Raw genomic sequence first — 15165 nt, 5'->3', positions numbered from 1 at the left:
GGGCGCAGTCCCACCCGGGGAGCGTGGGTCGGAACGCCCCGACCCGGGCGGAACTGATCGAGCGGTTCAGGCGACCGGTCGGGCGCCCACCTGGGAGACCGCCGCCGCGCCGAGGTCGGTGGCCCGGTTCAGGGCGGCCTCCGGAGTCGCACCGGCCAGCCAGGCGGCGAGCAGCCCGGCCGCGAAGGCATCGCCCGCCCCCGTCACGTCCACCACCGCGACCCGACGGGCCGGTGAGGTGACGACCGTGCCGGTCCGCTCGACCCAGGTGGCGCCCGCCCCACCGCGCTTGACCACCACCCGCCGGGCGGTGGCGGCCAGTGCCCGCCCCTGGGCGGCCGGATCCAGGCCGCCGGCCAGCACCGTCGCCTCGTCGGTGTTCACCAGCAGCAGGTCGACCCCGCGTACCCAGGACAGGAAGGCCGCCGAGCCGACGGCCCGCAGCGGCGCCGCGGAGGCCGCGTCCACGCTGGTGGTGAGGCCGCGCTCGCGGGCGGCGGCCAACGCGTGCCGGCCCGCCGGGCGGGACTCCGGGTCCAACAGGGTGTACGCGGACAGGTGCAGGTGGCTCGCCTCCGGCGCCTCGGCCAGCGCGGCGTCGACCTGTTCGGGCCGCAGCCGCACGTTCGCCCCGCGTTCGGTGACCATCGTGCGTTCGCCACCACCGGCCAGCACGATCACCGTGCCGGTGCCGACCCCGGTCACCGTCCGCACCGCGCAGTCGACGCCCACGGCGGTCAGCTCCGCGATCCGGTCCCGTCCGGCGGCGTCGTCGCCGACCGCGCCGACCAGAGTCACCGGCACGCTCTGCGTGGTCAGCCAGGCGGCGGTGTTCGCGGCCTGCCCGCCGCCGGTGAACCGGATCGCCGCAGGCGTGTCCGTGCCACGGGCCAACGGGGCGGCCAGCACCGCCAGCACGTCGGTGATCACGTCACCGACCAAAAGCACCCGGCCGGCGACGCCGACGCGGCGCGCTCCGGTGCCGGTCCGTACGCCAAATCCGTTCACGCGGCGTCGCGTCGGGTGGCGGCGGCCACCGCGATCCGGGCGGCGAGATCGGCGTTGCGCAGGATGGTCCGGACGTTGACCGCCAGGCTGGCCCCTTCGGTCGCGGAGTGGAAGTGGGAGAGCAGGTACGGCGTGACCGCCTTGCCGCTCACTCCGTCGCGCTCCAGCCGCGCCAGTCCCTCGGCGAGGGTGCGGTCGTGCAGGTCCGGGTCGAGTTGCTCGTCGACGGGCAGCGGGTTGGCGACGAGCAGACCACCGTGGTGCACGCCGTGCGCCTCGCGGGCGGCCAGCGCGTCGGCGACCAGCTCCGGCGAATCGACGGACCAGTCCAGGTCGAAGCCGCTGTCGGTGATGAAGAAGCCCGGGAACCGGCGGGTGCGGTAGCCGACCACGGCCACCCCGAGGGTCTCCAGGCGCTCCAACGTCGCGCCCACGTCGAGGATCGATTTGACGCCGGCGCAGACCACTGCGATCGGCGTCCGGGCGAGGGTGACCAGATCGGCCGACTCGTCGAAGGTCTGCGCGGCCTCGCGGTGCACCCCGCCCAGGCCACCGGTGGCGAACACACCGATGCCGGCCCGGGCCGCCACCGCGCTCGTCGCGGCCACCGTGGTGGCGCCGTCCGCGCCGGTCGCGGCGGCCACCGCGAGATCGCGTACGGAGAGTTTGGTCACGTCCTCGGCGGTGGCCAGCCGGGTCAGCTCGGCGTCGTCGAGGCCCACCACGAGTTCGCCGGAGACCATCCCGATGGTGGCCGGGACGGCGCCTGCGTCCCGGACGGCCTGTTCGATCTCCCGGGCCACCCGCAGGTTGTCCGGCCGGGGCAGGCCGTGCGAGACGATGGTGCTCTCCAGGGCGACCACAGGACGCCGCTCGCGCAGCGCCCGGGCCACCTCGGTGCCGTGGCGAAGGTGAAAGTCGGTCACAGTCGCCCACCGTACTGCCGCCGCCCCGGTCACCTCAGGTGGACCGGGGCCACAGTGACCTGCCAGACTTGACGGTTGGAGGTGCAGACGTGAGCACACAGGTACTCGAGCGTCCGGAGCTGAAGGACGCCGACACCGGTCCGGAGATGTTCCACTACGTCCGGAAGGAAAAAATCGCCGAGAGTGCCGTCATGGGCACCTTCGTCGTAGCACTGTGCGGGGAGACCTTCCCGGTGACGAAGACCCCCAAGAAGGGTTCGCCGGTCTGCCCCAAGTGCAAGGAGATCTACGACTCGTACCGCGAGTGACCCCGGGCCGATCGCCCGTCCGCCCGCGTAACCTGCGGCGGTGACCACCTCCACCGCCCTGCTCCTGGCCGACCTGGCCGGGGTCGCGGTCTTCGCCGCCGCGGGAGCCTCAGCGGCGGTCGCCAAACGGCTCGACCTGTTCGGTGTGGTCTTCGTCGGTTTCGTCGCCGCCCTCGGTGGCGGGATCTTCCGTGACCTCGTCATCAACGAGGCCCCGCCACTGGCCTTCGGCGACTGGCGGTACGCGACCACCGCCGCGCTGACCGCCGGGGCGATCTTCTGGCTGCACCCGCAGTTGGCCCGGCTGCGCACCACAGTCCTGATCCTGGACGCGGCCGGGCTCGGCCTGTTCACCGTCACCGGCACCCTCAAAGCGCTCGAAGCTGAGGTTCCGGCGGTCGGGGCGTGCCTGATCGGGATGCTCACCGCGATCGGTGGCGGCCTGGTCCGGGACCTGCTCACCGGCGAGATACCGGTGGTGCTCCGGCGGGAGATCTACGCGCTCGCGGCACTGGTCGGCGCGATCGTGGTCACGGTCCTGTACGGCCTCGACCAGACCGGCCCGATCCCGCTCACCGCCGCGGCCGTGCTGGTCTTCGGCGTACGCCTGGTGGCGCTGCGGCGTCGCTGGTCGGCGCCGGTGGCAATGCTGCACCCACCCCGCACCGAGGCGCCCGGGCCACCGCCGGAGTGACCCTGGTGGCCGTCCGGCCGGGCAGTGGCGAAGGGCACCGGCCGGCTGGTGTGGCGTCGCGTGGGGCCGGTCGCCGGTCCTGGTTATGCTGAGTCGGCCTTCGCGGCTTCTTGTGCGCGGAGGCGTTTTCGTGGGGCGACTACCGCGCCCCCGGCCCGGGTCCGCCGGCCTGCGGTCGGGACACTGCGGTCGGAGAGGAGCGAGCCGTGGCACCCCGGACGCCGGCGCTCGAGACGTTCCCGCCCTTACGGGCCTGGCAACGCAAAGCCATGGTGGAGTACCTGCGACGACGCAGCGAGGACTTCACCGCGGTCGCCACGCCCGGCGCCGGGAAGACCACCTTCGCCCTGCGGATCGCCGCCGAGCTGCTCGCCGACGGCACCGTCGAGGCGGTCACCGTGGTCGCGCCGACCGAGCATCTGAAGACCCAGTGGGCGGCTGCGGCGGCCCGGGTCGGCATCCAGCTCGACGCCGCGTTCCGCAACGCCGACCTGCACTCGTCGGCGGACTTCCACGGAGCGGTGATCACGTACGCGCAGGTCGGCATGGCGCCGCAGGTGCACCGGCGGCGCACCATGACCCGACGCACCCTGGTCATCCTCGACGAGATCCACCACGCCGGCGACTCGCGTACCTGGGGCGACGGGGTGAAGGCCGCCTTCGAGCCGGCCGTACGCCGGCTGATGCTGACCGGCACGCCGTTCCGCTCCGACGACAACCCGATCCCGTTCGTCAGCTACGAGCGGGGCGGGGACGGGCTGCTGCGGTCCCGGGCCGACTCGGTGTACGGCTACAGCGACGCGCTGCGTGACAGCGTGGTCCGGCCGGTGCTGTTCCTGGCGTACTCCGGCGAGACCCGGTGGCGTACCAACGCCGGGGAGGAGCTGTCGGCCCGGCTGGGCGAGCCGATGACCCAGGATCTGATCGCCCAGGCCTGGCGTACCGCCCTGGATCCGGCCGGCGACTGGATGCCGCAGGTGCTGCGCGCCGCCGACGCCCGACTGACCGTGCTGCGCGAGGCGGGCATGCCGGACGCGGCGGGCCTGGTGATCGCCACCGACCAGCAGTCCGCCCGCTCGTACGCGAAGCTCATCGAGCAGGTGACCGGGGAGAAGGCGGCTGTCGTACTCTCCGACGACGTGGGCGCTTCGGCCCGGATCGCGACGTTCGCGGCGTCCGAGCAACGGTGGATGGTCGCGGTACGGATGGTCTCCGAGGGGGTCGACATCCCCCGGCTGGCGGTCGGCGTCTACGCCACCAGTGCCAGCACCCCGCTGTACTTCGCGCAGGCGATCGGGCGGTTCGTCCGGGCCCGTCGGCCGGGCGAGACCGCCTCGGTGTTCCTGCCCAGCGTCCCGCACCTGCTCGGGTTGGCCAGCGAGATGGAGGCTGAGCGGGATCACGTGCTCGGCAAGCCGAAGGACCGTGAGGGCTTCGACGACGACCTGCTGGAGCGCGCCCAGCGTGACGACCAGGCCAGCGGCGAACTGGAGAAGCGGTTCGCCGCACTGTCCGCCACCGCCGAGCTGGACCAGGTGATCTTCGACGGTGCCTCGTTCGGCACCGCCGCCCAGGCCGGTACCCCGGAGGAGGAGGAGTACCTGGGCCTGCCGGGGCTGCTGACCCCGGAGCAGGTGGCGGAACTGCTGTCCAAGCGGCAGTCCGAGCAACTGGCGGCCCGGAAACGGCGGGCGACCGAACGGCCGGCCGAGCCGGCGGCACCGGCCGCACCGGCACCGATGAACGCCGCACAACGCCGAGTCGCGCTACGCCGCCAGCTCAACGCCCTGGTGGCCGCCCAGCACCACCGCACCGGCCAACCGCACGGCAAGATCCACGCCGAGCTCCGCCGCCTCTGCGGCGGCCCACCCAGCGCCCAAGCCACCATCGAACAACTCGAAGAACGCATAGCCACCGTCCAAACCCTCTAACTCCACCCACCACCCCACCCCTGACGCGCGTGATCAAGAGGTTTGCGTCGGGCGAATCGGCGATTGTGGCCCAAACCTCTTGATCACGCGCGTGACCCCGAGGTGGGGGGGAGGGGGAGGGGGGGAGGGGGAGGGGAGAGACGGAGCCGGCCGGAGGTCCCGTGAGGGGCCTCCGGCCGGCTATGTGGGCCGTGGGTTCTAGTTGGCCATCAGATCGGCGCCACGCCAGGTGAACTCCGGGTCCGTCGCGAACCGTACGGTGATCTTCACGAGATCTTCCGCGTACTTGTTGGCGTGGTGCCCACAGAACACCAGCTCACTGCCACCCGAGAGGGTGATCCGGAGCTTGCCGGCGGCATTGCAGCGGTCGCACCGTTCATCGGCGGCCGGGGGGCTCACCGTCTCGGGCGGCGGCGTGAGGGTCGGGGTCATCGCCTTCCTCCTCTGGTCGTCACCGATGAACACTCTCTTCGGTCTTGGTCACCTATCGTGCAACACCCTTGTAGGGCCTCGCCTTCCCTGTGTGCCCGCGGGGGACCGAGGTCACACCTGGCACGGACAGTGTGCCGTGCACCCAGGGTGCCACGTCAACGATCACATTCGTGCAACCGCCTGATCACCATCCGGCGTTGACGCCAGGTGGTCAAAACGACACGATCAGTTGACGTGCGCTGATCAGTCGAGATAATCCCGGAGGACCTGGGAACGCGACGGGTGCCGCAGCTTGGACATCGTCTTGGACTCGATCTGCCGGATCCGCTCCCGGGTCACCCCGTAGACCTGCCCGATCTCGTCCAGCGTGCGCGGCTGGCCGTCGGTGAGGCCGAAGCGCAGGCGTACCACGCCCGCCTCCCGCTCGGACAGCGTCTGGAGGACCTGCTGGAGCTGGTCCTGGAGCAGCGAGAAGGACACCGCGTCGACCGCGACGACGGCCTCCGAGTCCTCAATGAAGTCACCGAGCTGGCTGTCGCCCTCGTCACCGATGGTCTGGTCGAGCGAGATGGGCTCCCGGGCGTACTGCTGGATCTCCAGCACCTTCTCCGGTGTGATGTCCATCTCCTTGGCCAGCTCCTCCGGGGTGGGCTCACGGCCCAGGTCCTGGAGCAGCTCACGCTGGATCCGGCCCAGCTTGTTGATCACTTCGACCATGTGCACCGGGATGCGGATGGTGCGGGCCTGGTCGGCCATGGCGCGGGTGATGGCCTGGCGGATCCACCAGGTGGCGTAGGTGGAGAACTTGTAGCCCTTGGTGTAGTCGAACTTCTCGACGGCGCGGATGAGGCCGAGGTTGCCTTCCTGGATGAGGTCGAGGAAGGCCATGCCACGGCCGGTGTACCGCTTGGCGAGCGAGACGACCAGGCGGAGGTTCGCCTCCAGCAGGTGGTTCTTGGCGCGCTCGCCGTCGCGGGAGATCCAGAGCAGGTCGCGCTGCATCTCGCGGACGAGCTTCTCCTCGCCCTCGTCGGCCGCGCGCAGCCGCTCGGCGGCGTAGAGCCCGGCCTCGATCCGCTTGGCCAGCTCCACCTCCTGCTCGGCGTTGAGCAGCGGCACCTTGCCGATCTGCTTCAGGTACGCCCGGACGGAGTCGGCCGAGGCGGTGAGCTCGGCGTCCCGGCGCGCCTGCTTGAGCGCCTCGGACTCCTCGTCGTCCCATTCGAAGTCGTTGTCGGTGGCCGAGCTCGCCGCGTCGGCGGCAGCGGCCTGGGCCAGCTCGGCCGGCTCCTCGACCACCACGTCCTCGATCTCGGCGGCGAGTTCCTCGGGGTCGACCTCACCCCCGGGGCCCTCGCCCTTGGCCTTGCCGGCGGTCTTGGCCGGCTTGGCGCCGGTCGCGGCGGCCACCGTCGCCTTGGTGGCGCGGGTGGACTTCTTGGCCGGCGCGACGGCCTTGGCCACCTCGGCGGTGGTGCCGGCGGCCTTGCGCGCGGTCGCCTTGCGGGGCGCCGGCGCCGGTGCCTCGTCGGCTGCGGCCGCCTGCTTCGGGGCAGGAGCCGCCGCCTTCTTCGTGGTCTTGGCGGTGGTGGCCCGGGAGGCGGGAGTCGCGGAGCGGGCGGCTGCGACCCGGCGGCGGGTGCTGGCCGAGCCGTCGACCACCACGGTCACCCCGGCCTCGGAGAGCGCCCGCAGGATCTTCTTGGCCTGGGCCGGAGTCACCTCGGCGGACTCGACGGTGCGCGCGAGCTGGGCCGACGTGAGCTGGCCGCCGGCGCTCTGCGCGTGGGCGATCAGGGTGTCGGTGAGCGAGCGAACGTCGGCGCCGGTCTGGCGGGGTTCTGTCACGAATGACCTTCCGGAGGCGAAGAGCGAGCACGGCCGGGATCGTCCGGCGCAGCGTAGGGCACCACGCCGGGCGATGTGGTTGAGGAACCCCCGTGTCCCCGGTCGACCGGTCGTCCGGCCGCCCGTGGCGGTGGGCAGGGGTGAATTGTAACGCCGTCTGCGGCGATCATCCTGCGCCGCACGGCTGACCGGCGATCGAGACCGCCGATTCGGTGCGCTTGTGGACTTTGTAAGGATGATACCCGCGCAGGCCTCGGAAACCCGGCCGTGCGGGGAAGGGGACGGACGATGGACCGCTCGGCACCGCAGCCAGGGCAGTTGCTGGAGATCGCGATCGAGGTGGCGCGGGAGGCGGCGGCCACCGCGTACCGGATGAGGGTTGATGGGGTCCGGGTCGCGGCCACCAAGAGCACCGCCACGGACGTGGTGACCGCGGCGGACCGGGCGGTGGAGCGCCAGATCGTCGACGCGCTGCGCCGGCTGCGCCCGGACGACGCCGTGCTGGGTGAGGAGTACGGCGCGGCGCAGCGCGGTACGGCGGCACCGGCGCCGGTGCGGTGGATCGTGGATCCGATCGACGGCACGGTCAACTACCTGTACGGGCTGGCGCACTGCGCGGTGTCGATCGCCGCGGAGGTGGACGGCGAGGTCGTGGCGGGTGTGGTGCGCAACATCCACACCGGCGAGGAGTGGACCGCGACGGCCGGTGGCGGCGCCTGGCGGGACGGCCGGCGGCTGCGCTGCTCCACCGAGACCGACCTCGGGCAGACGCTCGTGATCACCGGCTTCGGCTACGACCCGGCCCGCCGCGCCCACCAGGCCCGGGTGGTGACCGAGCTGATCGCGCACGTCCGGGACATCCGCCGACTCGGGGCTGCCGCCGTCGACCTCTGTCTGGTCGCCGAGGGGCGGGCCGACGCGTTCTACGAGAAGGGCCTGGCGGACTGGGACCGGGCGGCCGGCGGGCTGGTGGCCACCGAGGCCGGTCTGCGGATCGGCGGGATCGACGGGCAGGGCCCCGGACCGGACATGGTGATCGCCGCGCCGCCGGACCTGTTCGCGCCCCTGCATGACCGGCTGGCCGCGCTGGACGCCTCCGGCGGCCCGTGATCGTCCGGCCGGATGATCCGTAGTCCGGACGCACGGCCGGCCAGATCGACCCGCCCGGCTCGTCCGGTCCACCCGGCCGGACCGATCCGTCGGTCAGTCCTCGACCGGCATGGGACAGGTCATCGGCGGGGCCACCGGGGAACCGAGGTCGCCGAGGGACTGGTTGACCTCGGTGGTGGTCGCCAGTTGCCGGAAGCCGTTGCCGAGGATCACGTCCACCACGTCGTCCTCGCGCGTGGCGTCGTACTCGTACGCGGCGGCATTCAGGAAGTAGGCCCGCAGCAGGTGGGCGGAGCCGACGCCCTTCGGGCCGTACCGCAGCACCGCCACGTCGTCGACCTGCTTCTTCTGGTTGCCTTCCTTCTGGACCTGGAAGTCGCGATTGCGGAACTCGTCGCCCACGCTGGCGGCCAACCCGGGGCGGTCGGTGGCGTTCAGCACCTTGATCCTGACGTCCTTGCGCTCACGCAACGTGACGTCGGCACGCGGCCAGTCCTCCGGGCAGCCCTGGGCCGAGCCCGCGTTACCCTGGGTGTCCTTGACGAGTGCGACGACCACGAAGACCAGGGCGACCACCGCCAGCATGCCGACGACAACGAGTGCTCGCACTCGCGCAAAGCTCATCAGGGCGCTCCCGGGCGATGGATGGGTGGCAGCGGCCGTCGGCGTGAAGGGCCGTCCCGCCGGCCGCCGGGTACGCCGCTGAGGTTAACGGTTGTCCGACCGTCGCGTGGAAACAGTCCGACATACCGGCGCGCCACCCTGGAACCGGGTAGTACTACCCCTATCTTCGTGTCGCCTGAGTCACATTGGGAACAACTTCCCGTGCAGGGGCGTACATCTCGGCCACGAGGGCGGTATACATGCCTCGCCCAAGGGGGGGTAGGTTCCGCGCTCGTCGGGGAGATCCTCTGGCGGTCTGGCCCGCGGAGTCGTCGGGTCGGGTGGCCGACACTTGCGGTGGCCCGCCAGCGGAACCGAAACAGCGTCGTCCGGCGTTACAACCGGAAGCGACAACATCGAAATGGGAGAGTGAAACCGATGGCCACCGACTACGACGCCCCGCGCCGCGACGAGGTCGACCTCGGCGAGGACAGCCTGGAAGAGCTCAAGGCCCGGCGCGTCGACTCGCAGTCGGGTGCCGTGGACGTCGACGAGGCGGAGGTGGCGGAGAGCTTCGAGCTGCCCGGCGCCGACCTGGCCGACGAGGAGCTCACGGTCAAGGTGCTGCCGATGCAGCAGGACGAGTTCCGCTGTGCCCGGTGTTTCCTGGTGCACCACCGCAGCCAGCTGGCAGTCGAGCGCAACGGCGAGCTGATCTGCCGTGAGTGTGTCTGACCGACGGCCCGACACCACCACAGCGGCGGCTCCTCCACGGGGCCGCCGCTACGCGGCTCGGCGCGCGGCGGTGCGCGAGACCTGATTCACTCGTGAGGTGACGCGCCACGCGGTGGCGGTCAGCCGGTGGAGGTCAGGCATGGGCGCGCGGCAGCGGTCGAGTCATCGGCTCCGTGTCGCGGTGCGTCATGCCGGCACGGAGGGCAGCGGAGTGGCGGCATGAGCGAGCCGAACGCGAACGGGCGGAACGCGGACGAGCAGGGTACGGACGAGCTGGGCGCGACGGTCGTGGCGCTGACCGCCGACGACGTCGAGCCGGCGACGCGCCGTCAGCTGCTCGGACGCCTGGTGGGGCAGGCCCGGGCCCGGGGCATCGGTGACCTGTTCAAACCGAAGGCGGCGGTGCGCTGGATGGTCGACACGGTCGCCGAGATCGCCCCGCACGTGCCGATCCGCGATCTGGCCACCCTGCGCCGGCACTTCCCGGGACTGGACGACGAGCAGTTGGCCGACCGGCTGGTGCGCAACGCGTCCCGAGCGACCGCAGGGATCGGCGCGGCCGGCGGCGGTGCCTCCGCGGTGCAGTGGACGGTCACCCCGAGCCTGCTGTCCGCGCCGGTGCTGCTGGCCGCCGAGACGGTCACCGTGGTGGCGATCGAGCTGAAGCTGACCGGCGAGCTGCACGAGATCTACGGCGTCCCGCTGCCCGGCGGCGGCACCCAGCGCACGGTCGCCCTGGTGCAGGCGTGGGCCAACCGGCGCGGGGTCAACCCGATGATGCCGGGCGTGGGGGTGGGTGCGGTGCTCGGCACGGCCGCCCGTCACGAACTGCGGGACACACTGCTCAAGCGGTTCGGTCGCAACCTGACCACGCTGGGGCCCTTCCTGACCGGCGCGGCGGTGGCCAGCTTCCTGAACCGGCGGGCCACCCGGGCGCTGGCCGACGAGCTCCGCACCGATCTGCGTCGACAGCGGCGGCCGCTGCCCGGTGCGCCGCCCGGGCCGCCGTCGTCCGGTGGACCGCCCGCGCTGCCCGCCTCCTGACCGATCGTCCGGCGGCGGCTGAGCCCCGGAACAGTGCCGGGAACGGCCCTGAGTGCGTCGAGGAGGCCCGAGTCAGTGCCGGGTGGGTGGGAGTCAGCGTGCCGCGTCCCGCGCGGCCAGAAGCGCCTCGGCGAGTTCGACCGGGCGCCGGGAACTGACCACCCAGAACGGAGTGGGGTCGTCCGGGTCGTTCAGCACCACCTGGACGGCGCCGGGGATCCACGGTCGCTGCACGACGAACGCCAGCGGGTCGGCGCCGACACCGAGCACCTCACGCCGCCCGTCGGCGTCCAACGGGACGACGTCGGTGACGAAGCGCACCGGCAGGCGGGCGTCGTCGACCCGTAGCTCCCCGTCGGTCACCGCGACCCGGACCCGGCCCAGCCACGCCATGGTCGCCAACGCGAGCGGGACGAGCACCGCGAACGGCAGCCAGGCGCGTACGCCGGCCGCGCCCATCCAGACCTCCACCGCGAGCAGCGCGGCGACCGCCAGCCCGGTGGGCCACAGCCACCAGGGCAGGCGGAGCCGTTCGGTGTACGTCGGGGTCGCCGTGGTGGGGGAGGGGGACGGTGACGTGCTCACTCGTGCCAGGGTACGGCGCGCGGCAAGCCGGGTACCGGGCAGGATGGCAGGGTCAGTCCAGCGGAACGGACGAAAGAGGTGAACCGTGACCGACCTGGTGCCCGTGCCGGTTCGGCGGCTCGACCCCGAGCTGCCGCTGCCGGCGTACTCGCATCCCGGTGACGCCGGGGCCGACCTGGTGGCCGCGGCCGACGTCGAGTTGCCGCCCGGCGGCCGGGCGTTGGTGCCGACGGGTGTGGCGATCGCGCTGCCCGACGGGTACGTGGGCCTGGTCCATCCCCGATCGGGGCTCGCGGCCAGACTCGGCGTGACGGTGCTCAACGCGCCCGGTACGGTCGACGCCGGCTACCGGGGTGAGATCCTGGTCAACCTGATCAACCATGATCGGGCCGCGCCGGTGAAGATCTCGCGGGGCGACCGGATCGCGCAACTCGTTGTGCAGCGGGTGGAACGGGCGGCCTTCCAGCCGGTGGCCGAGCTGCCCGCGTCCGGACGCGGGACCGGCGGGCACGGCTCCACCGGCGGACACGTCGGGCTGGTGCCGCCGCCGGCCTCGGACGGCGCGGACGGAAGAGATGGCACGGTGAGTGCGAACAGCGGAGGGTGGACGCAGTGATCTTCTCCCGAAAGCGGGCCGCGGGACGGCACGCCCGTGACGAGCGAGCCACGGACGCGCTCCAGACGGTCGACGGCGCCGAGTCGGCGTCGGAGGCGCCGGCGCGCGGGCCGTACGACGTCTCCGAGGCGCCGGACGGGGTGCAGCGGCTCGATCTGGGCAGCCTGCAGATCCCGGCGGTCCCCGAGGTCGAGGTGCGGGTGCAGGCCGACCCGCAGGGGGTGATCCAGCAGGTCGTCCTGGTGCACGGGCCGAGCGCCCTGCAACTCGGCGTCTTCGCCGCGCCGAGGTCCGAGGGGATCTGGGACGAGGTGCGCGAGGAGATCCGCAAATCGTTGTACAACGACGGCGCCGCCGCCCAGGAGGTCGTCGGCGAGTACGGCACGGAGCTGCACGCCCGGGTGCGTACCGAGGACGGCCTGACCAACCTGCGGTTCGTCGGTGTCGACGGGCCGCGGTGGATGGTCCGTGCCGTGTACCAGGGTGCGGCGGCCACCGACCCTGCCGCCGCCGGTCCGCTGGCCGACTGCCTCGACGGCCTGGTCGTCGACCGGGGACAGGAGGCCAAGCCGGTGCGGGAACCGCTACCGCTGCGCCTGCCCCGCGAAGCGGGCGGTCAGGTCGAGGCCGACGCCGAGGCGGCACCGGCACCCGGTGCGCGCTGAGTCCGGCTTCGGCGAACACGCCGGGACGGCCCGGACCGGCGTACGCTGGCGTGAGTCGTTCCGGCGCCGCCGGGATCGCGGCGGGTGCCGGTGACGTCCCGGCCGGCGTGGATGGGGTGACGCGGAGGTCATGAGCACCGGCGAGGGGCGGGGTTCGCTGCGGCGGATGCTGCGACGGCTCACCGCGAGTGAGGCCGAGATCGAGGCGCAGCAGTTGCAGCGGGACAGCGCCCGGTGCGGCGGTGTCCCGGCGGCGCAGTGTGCCCGGGGCCAGGTGGCGTCGGTCACCGGCCGCCTGCGTACGGTGGTCTACACGCCGCGCACCAACCAACCGGCGCTGGAGGCCGACCTCTACGACGGCAGTGACGTCGTGACGCTGGTCTGGCTGGGGCAACGGCGCATCACCGGCATCGAACCCGGGCGACACCTGACCGCGAAGGGGCGGATCGCGGTGCGGGACGACCGCAAGGTGATCTACAACCCGTACTACGAGTTGGAGCCGTCGACGTGACTGCGCGGACGCGGCGGATGAAAGGCGGGCGATGACCACCGGACAGCATCCGGCCACCCAGCCGGAGACCGAGCCGACCGACGAGGAGCGGCTGCCGACCGTCGCCGAGCAGATGGCCGACCAGCTCGGCGGATGGCGGGGGCTGGTGGAGTCCAGCATCCCGGTGGTCGTCTTCGTGGTGGTCAACATCCTCGGCGAGCTGCGTCCCGCGGTGATCGCGTCGGTGGGCGTGGCGGTCCTGATCGGCGTGCTGCGGCTGGCCCAGCGCCGGCCGGTGCGCCACGCGGTCAACGGGCTGTTCGGCATCGGCATCGGTGCCGCCATCGCCTGGCGGACCGGCGAGGCCCGCGACTTCTACCTGCCCGGCATCCTCTACGGCATCGGCTACGGGGTGGCGCTGCTGATCTCGGCGGCGATCCGGCAGCCCCTGGTCGGCTGGCTGTGGTCGGTGCTGGTGGCCAAGGGCAGCTCCGCGTGGCGCGACGACCCGAAGCTGGTGCGGACCTTCACCGGCCTGACCGTGCTGTGGGGCGTGGTCTGGCTGGCCAAGGTCGGGGTGCAGGCCGGGCTCTACCTCGCCGAGCAGGACACCGCGCTGGGCGTGGCCCGGCTCGCGCTGGGCTACCCGCCGTACGTCCTGCTGCTGCTGATCACGGTCTGGACCGTCCGGCGGGTCATGCGGGAGTCGGAGCCGACGCCGCTGCCGACCTGACCGTCGGCTCAGCGCGACTCGCGGGTCCGTTCGACGCTGTCCGGGCCGAGGATCACGGCCCGGACCGCGTCCTCCATCTCGGCGGTACACACGAAGATCAGCTCGTCGCCGGCCTCGATCGGGTCGTCGGGGCTGGGCACCAGCACCCGCTTGCCGCGCAGGATGGCCACCAGCGCGGCGTCCCGGGGCAGCGGCACCGCCCGCAGCGGCTGCCCGACGTACGGCGCGGTCGGCGGCAGCGTGATCTCGACGAGGTTGGCCTCACCCTGCCGGAAGGTCATCAGGCGGACCAGGTCGCCGACGGTCACCGCCTCCTCGACCAGGGCGGCCATCACGCGCGGCTTGCTGACCGCCACGTCCACGCCCCACTGCTCGGTGAAGAGCCACTCGTTCTCGGCCCGGTTGACGCGGGCGACCACCCGGGGCACCGCGAACTCGGTCTTGGCCAGCAGCGAGACCACGAGGTTGGCCTTGTCGTCGCCGGTGGCGGCGACCACCACGTCACAACCGGCGAGGTCGGCCTGCTCCAGGCTGGTCAGCTCGCAGGCGTCGGCCAGTACCCACTGCGCGTCCGGGACCCGCTCCGGCCGCAGCTTCCGCCGCTGCCGCTCGATGAGCATCACCTGGTGGCCGTTCTCGATCAGCTCCTGGGCGATCGAGCGGCCCACGTTGCCGGCGCCGGCGATGGCGACCCGCACGTCACTGCCCCCCTTCCGGCGCCGCCGCCGTCGCGGTGACCGTGGCCACCATGTCGTCGGTCACCAGCATGAAGACCTGATCGCCCTCCTGCACCACGCTGGAACCGGTGGGCAGCGTGCCGATGCCGAACCGGATCAGGTACGCCACCCGGGCCCCGGTGGCCTCCTCCAGCGCCCGAACCGGGCGGCCGATCCAGTCCTCGTGCACCGGCACCTCGATGATCGAGACCGTGCTGGTCGGGTCGCGGAAGATCTCCACGTTGCCCTCCGGCAGCAGGTGCCGCCGCATCCGGTCGGAGGTCCAGCGGACGGTGGCCACGGTGGGGATGCCGAGGCGCTCGAAGACCTGGGCGCGACGCTGGTCGTAGATGCGGGCCGCCACCCGGGACACGCCGAACGTCTCGCGGGCCAGCCGGGCCGAGATGATGTTGGAGTTGTCGCCGCTGGAGACGGCGGCGAAGGCGTCGGCGCGCTCGATGCCGGCCTCGCGCAGCACGTCGCCGTCGAAACCGGCCCCGGTGACCGTGATCCCGGCGAAGTCCGGACCCAGCCGGCGGAACGCCTCGGCGTCGTGGTCGATCACCGCCACCGAGTGCCCCCGGGCTTCGAGGCTGTGTGCCAGGGTTGCGCCGACCCGGCCACATCCCATGATCACGATATGCACGCTTCCTCCCACGGTGCGTACTGCCGCGCCTCGTCGCCTGCGAGCCTGCCACGTCGGCGTCGCGGACGGGGACCG

Annotated in this window: 18 protein-coding genes; 10 read left to right on the top strand and 8 right to left on the bottom strand. The window is 72.5% G+C overall.

The annotated features are described in order from the left end of the window. Nucleotides 1-66 precede the first annotated feature (66 nt). Nucleotides 67-1008, bottom strand: a complete 942-nt coding sequence (locus ID554_RS04200) for a carbohydrate kinase family protein (RefSeq protein WP_223884433.1) — start codon at nucleotides 1006-1008, stop codon at nucleotides 67-69. Then, nucleotides 1005-1934, bottom strand: a complete 930-nt coding sequence (locus ID554_RS04195) for a pseudouridine-5'-phosphate glycosidase (RefSeq protein ID WP_117226592.1) — start codon at nucleotides 1932-1934, stop codon at nucleotides 1005-1007. The genes ID554_RS04200 and ID554_RS04195 overlap by 4 nt, the downstream gene beginning before the upstream one ends. 89 nt (nucleotides 1935-2023) lie before the next feature. Between ID554_RS04195 and ID554_RS04190 the strand changes: the two genes are divergently transcribed. The 3 genes from ID554_RS04190 (at nucleotide 2024) to ID554_RS04180 (ending at nucleotide 4867) form a co-directional block, all read left to right on the top strand. Then, entirely contained in the window at nucleotides 2024-2242 is a 219-nt protein-coding gene (locus ID554_RS04190; protein ID WP_117226591.1) for a DUF3039 domain-containing protein, read from the top strand. A gap of 40 nt (nucleotides 2243-2282) precedes the next feature. After that, nucleotides 2283-2936 carry a trimeric intracellular cation channel family protein gene (locus ID554_RS04185; RefSeq protein WP_117226590.1) on the top strand — a complete coding sequence of 218 codons (654 nt, stop codon included), beginning with the start codon at nucleotides 2283-2285 and terminating at the stop codon, nucleotides 2934-2936. A 206-nt stretch (nucleotides 2937-3142) separates the two neighbouring features. Further along, on the top strand, nucleotides 3143-4867 hold the full coding sequence (locus tag ID554_RS04180) for a DEAD/DEAH box helicase (RefSeq protein WP_117226589.1): 1725 nt from the start codon (nucleotides 3143-3145) through the stop codon (nucleotides 4865-4867). 198 nt (nucleotides 4868-5065) lie between these two features. On the opposite strand, the gene ID554_RS04175 is transcribed toward ID554_RS04180, so the two are convergent. Together ID554_RS04175 and ID554_RS04170 are read right to left on the bottom strand one after the other, a co-directional pair. Continuing rightward, nucleotides 5066-5299, bottom strand: coding sequence for a DUF7455 domain-containing protein (locus ID554_RS04175; protein ID WP_117226588.1), 234 nt, complete (start codon nucleotides 5297-5299; stop codon nucleotides 5066-5068). A 243-nt stretch (nucleotides 5300-5542) separates the two neighbouring features. Beyond that, nucleotides 5543-7147 (bottom strand): RNA polymerase sigma factor, encoded by a 1605-nt coding sequence (locus tag ID554_RS04170; RefSeq protein ID WP_117226587.1) that lies wholly within the window; start codon nucleotides 7145-7147, stop codon nucleotides 5543-5545. Between the two features lie 288 nt (nucleotides 7148-7435). On the opposite strand from ID554_RS04170, the gene ID554_RS04165 reads away from it, so the two are divergent. Next, nucleotides 7436-8257: an inositol monophosphatase family protein gene (locus ID554_RS04165; RefSeq protein ID WP_117226586.1), complete on the top strand. Its 822-nt coding sequence runs from the start codon at nucleotides 7436-7438 to the stop codon at nucleotides 8255-8257. A 93-nt stretch (nucleotides 8258-8350) separates the two neighbouring features. On the opposite strand, the gene ID554_RS04160 is transcribed toward ID554_RS04165, so the two are convergent. After that, nucleotides 8351-8866 (bottom strand): LytR C-terminal domain-containing protein, encoded by a 516-nt coding sequence (locus ID554_RS04160; protein WP_191088860.1) that lies wholly within the window; start codon nucleotides 8864-8866, stop codon nucleotides 8351-8353. A gap of 432 nt (nucleotides 8867-9298) precedes the next feature. Between ID554_RS04160 and ID554_RS04155 the strand changes: the two genes are divergently transcribed. Next, nucleotides 9299-9595: a DUF4193 domain-containing protein gene (locus ID554_RS04155; protein WP_007075406.1), complete on the top strand. Its 297-nt coding sequence runs from the start codon at nucleotides 9299-9301 to the stop codon at nucleotides 9593-9595. Between the two features lie 219 nt (nucleotides 9596-9814). Further along, nucleotides 9815-10639 carry a hypothetical protein gene (locus tag ID554_RS04150; protein ID WP_117226584.1) on the top strand — a complete coding sequence of 275 codons (825 nt, stop codon included), beginning with the start codon at nucleotides 9815-9817 and terminating at the stop codon, nucleotides 10637-10639. A 93-nt stretch (nucleotides 10640-10732) separates the two neighbouring features. Here ID554_RS04150 and ID554_RS04145 read toward each other — a convergent pair whose 3' ends face one another. Then, on the bottom strand, nucleotides 10733-11233 hold the full coding sequence (locus ID554_RS04145) for a DUF3093 domain-containing protein (protein WP_117226790.1): 501 nt from the start codon (nucleotides 11231-11233) through the stop codon (nucleotides 10733-10735). A 76-nt stretch (nucleotides 11234-11309) separates the two neighbouring features. Between ID554_RS04145 and dut the strand changes: the two genes are divergently transcribed. The 4 genes from dut to ID554_RS04125 all read left to right on the top strand — a co-directional run bounded on the left by dut (nucleotide 11310) and on the right by ID554_RS04125 (nucleotide 13728). Continuing rightward, nucleotides 11310-11840: a dUTP diphosphatase gene (gene dut / locus ID554_RS04140; protein ID WP_117226583.1), complete on the top strand. Its 531-nt coding sequence runs from the start codon at nucleotides 11310-11312 to the stop codon at nucleotides 11838-11840. Continuing rightward, entirely contained in the window at nucleotides 11837-12505 is a 669-nt protein-coding gene (locus tag ID554_RS04135; protein ID WP_117226789.1) for a DUF3710 domain-containing protein, read from the top strand. The genes dut and ID554_RS04135 overlap by 4 nt, the downstream gene beginning before the upstream one ends. Before the next feature lie 130 nt (nucleotides 12506-12635). Continuing rightward, a complete protein-coding gene (locus ID554_RS04130; protein WP_117226582.1) occupies nucleotides 12636-13016 on the top strand; it encodes an OB-fold nucleic acid binding domain-containing protein in 381 nt (126 codons plus the stop codon). Nucleotides 13017-13047: 31 nt separating this feature from the next. Further along, the gene (locus ID554_RS04125) at nucleotides 13048-13728 is read left to right on the top strand and encodes a DUF3159 domain-containing protein (protein ID WP_117226581.1); all 681 of its coding nucleotides are present in this window, start codon (nucleotides 13048-13050) and stop codon (nucleotides 13726-13728) included. Nucleotides 13729-13736: 8 nt separating this feature from the next. Here ID554_RS04125 and ID554_RS04120 read toward each other — a convergent pair whose 3' ends face one another. Together ID554_RS04120 and ID554_RS04115 are read right to left on the bottom strand one after the other, a co-directional pair. Further along, on the bottom strand, nucleotides 13737-14426 hold the full coding sequence (locus ID554_RS04120; protein WP_117226580.1) for a potassium channel family protein: 690 nt from the start codon (nucleotides 14424-14426) through the stop codon (nucleotides 13737-13739). 1 nt (nucleotide 14427) lies between these two features. After that, a complete protein-coding gene (locus tag ID554_RS04115; RefSeq protein WP_117226579.1) occupies nucleotides 14428-15090 on the bottom strand; it encodes a potassium channel family protein in 663 nt (220 codons plus the stop codon). Between the last annotated feature and the right edge of the window lie 75 nt (nucleotides 15091-15165).

Source organism: Micromonospora craniellae (assembly GCF_014764405.1).
GTDB lineage: Bacteria > Actinomycetota > Actinomycetes > Mycobacteriales > Micromonosporaceae > Micromonospora > Micromonospora craniellae.
This window is presented reverse-complemented; position numbering and strand designations above follow the sequence as displayed.

Excerpts from the sequence above, each read along its gene's own strand:
- ID554_RS04175 (WP_117226588.1), bottom strand. The coding sequence starts at position 5,299 with ATGACCCCGACCCTCACGCCGCCGCCCGAGACGGTGAGCCCCCCGGCC.
- ID554_RS04165 (WP_117226586.1), top strand. The coding sequence starts at position 7,436 with ATGGACCGCTCGGCACCGCAGCCAGGGCAGTTGCTGGAGATCGCGATC.
- ID554_RS04155 (WP_007075406.1), top strand. The coding sequence starts at position 9,299 with ATGGCCACCGACTACGACGCCCCGCGCCGCGACGAGGTCGACCTCGGC.
- ID554_RS04150 (WP_117226584.1), top strand. The coding sequence starts at position 9,815 with ATGAGCGAGCCGAACGCGAACGGGCGGAACGCGGACGAGCAGGGTACG.
- ID554_RS04130 (WP_117226582.1), top strand. The coding sequence starts at position 12,636 with ATGAGCACCGGCGAGGGGCGGGGTTCGCTGCGGCGGATGCTGCGACGG.
- ID554_RS04125 (WP_117226581.1), top strand. The coding sequence starts at position 13,048 with ATGACCACCGGACAGCATCCGGCCACCCAGCCGGAGACCGAGCCGACC.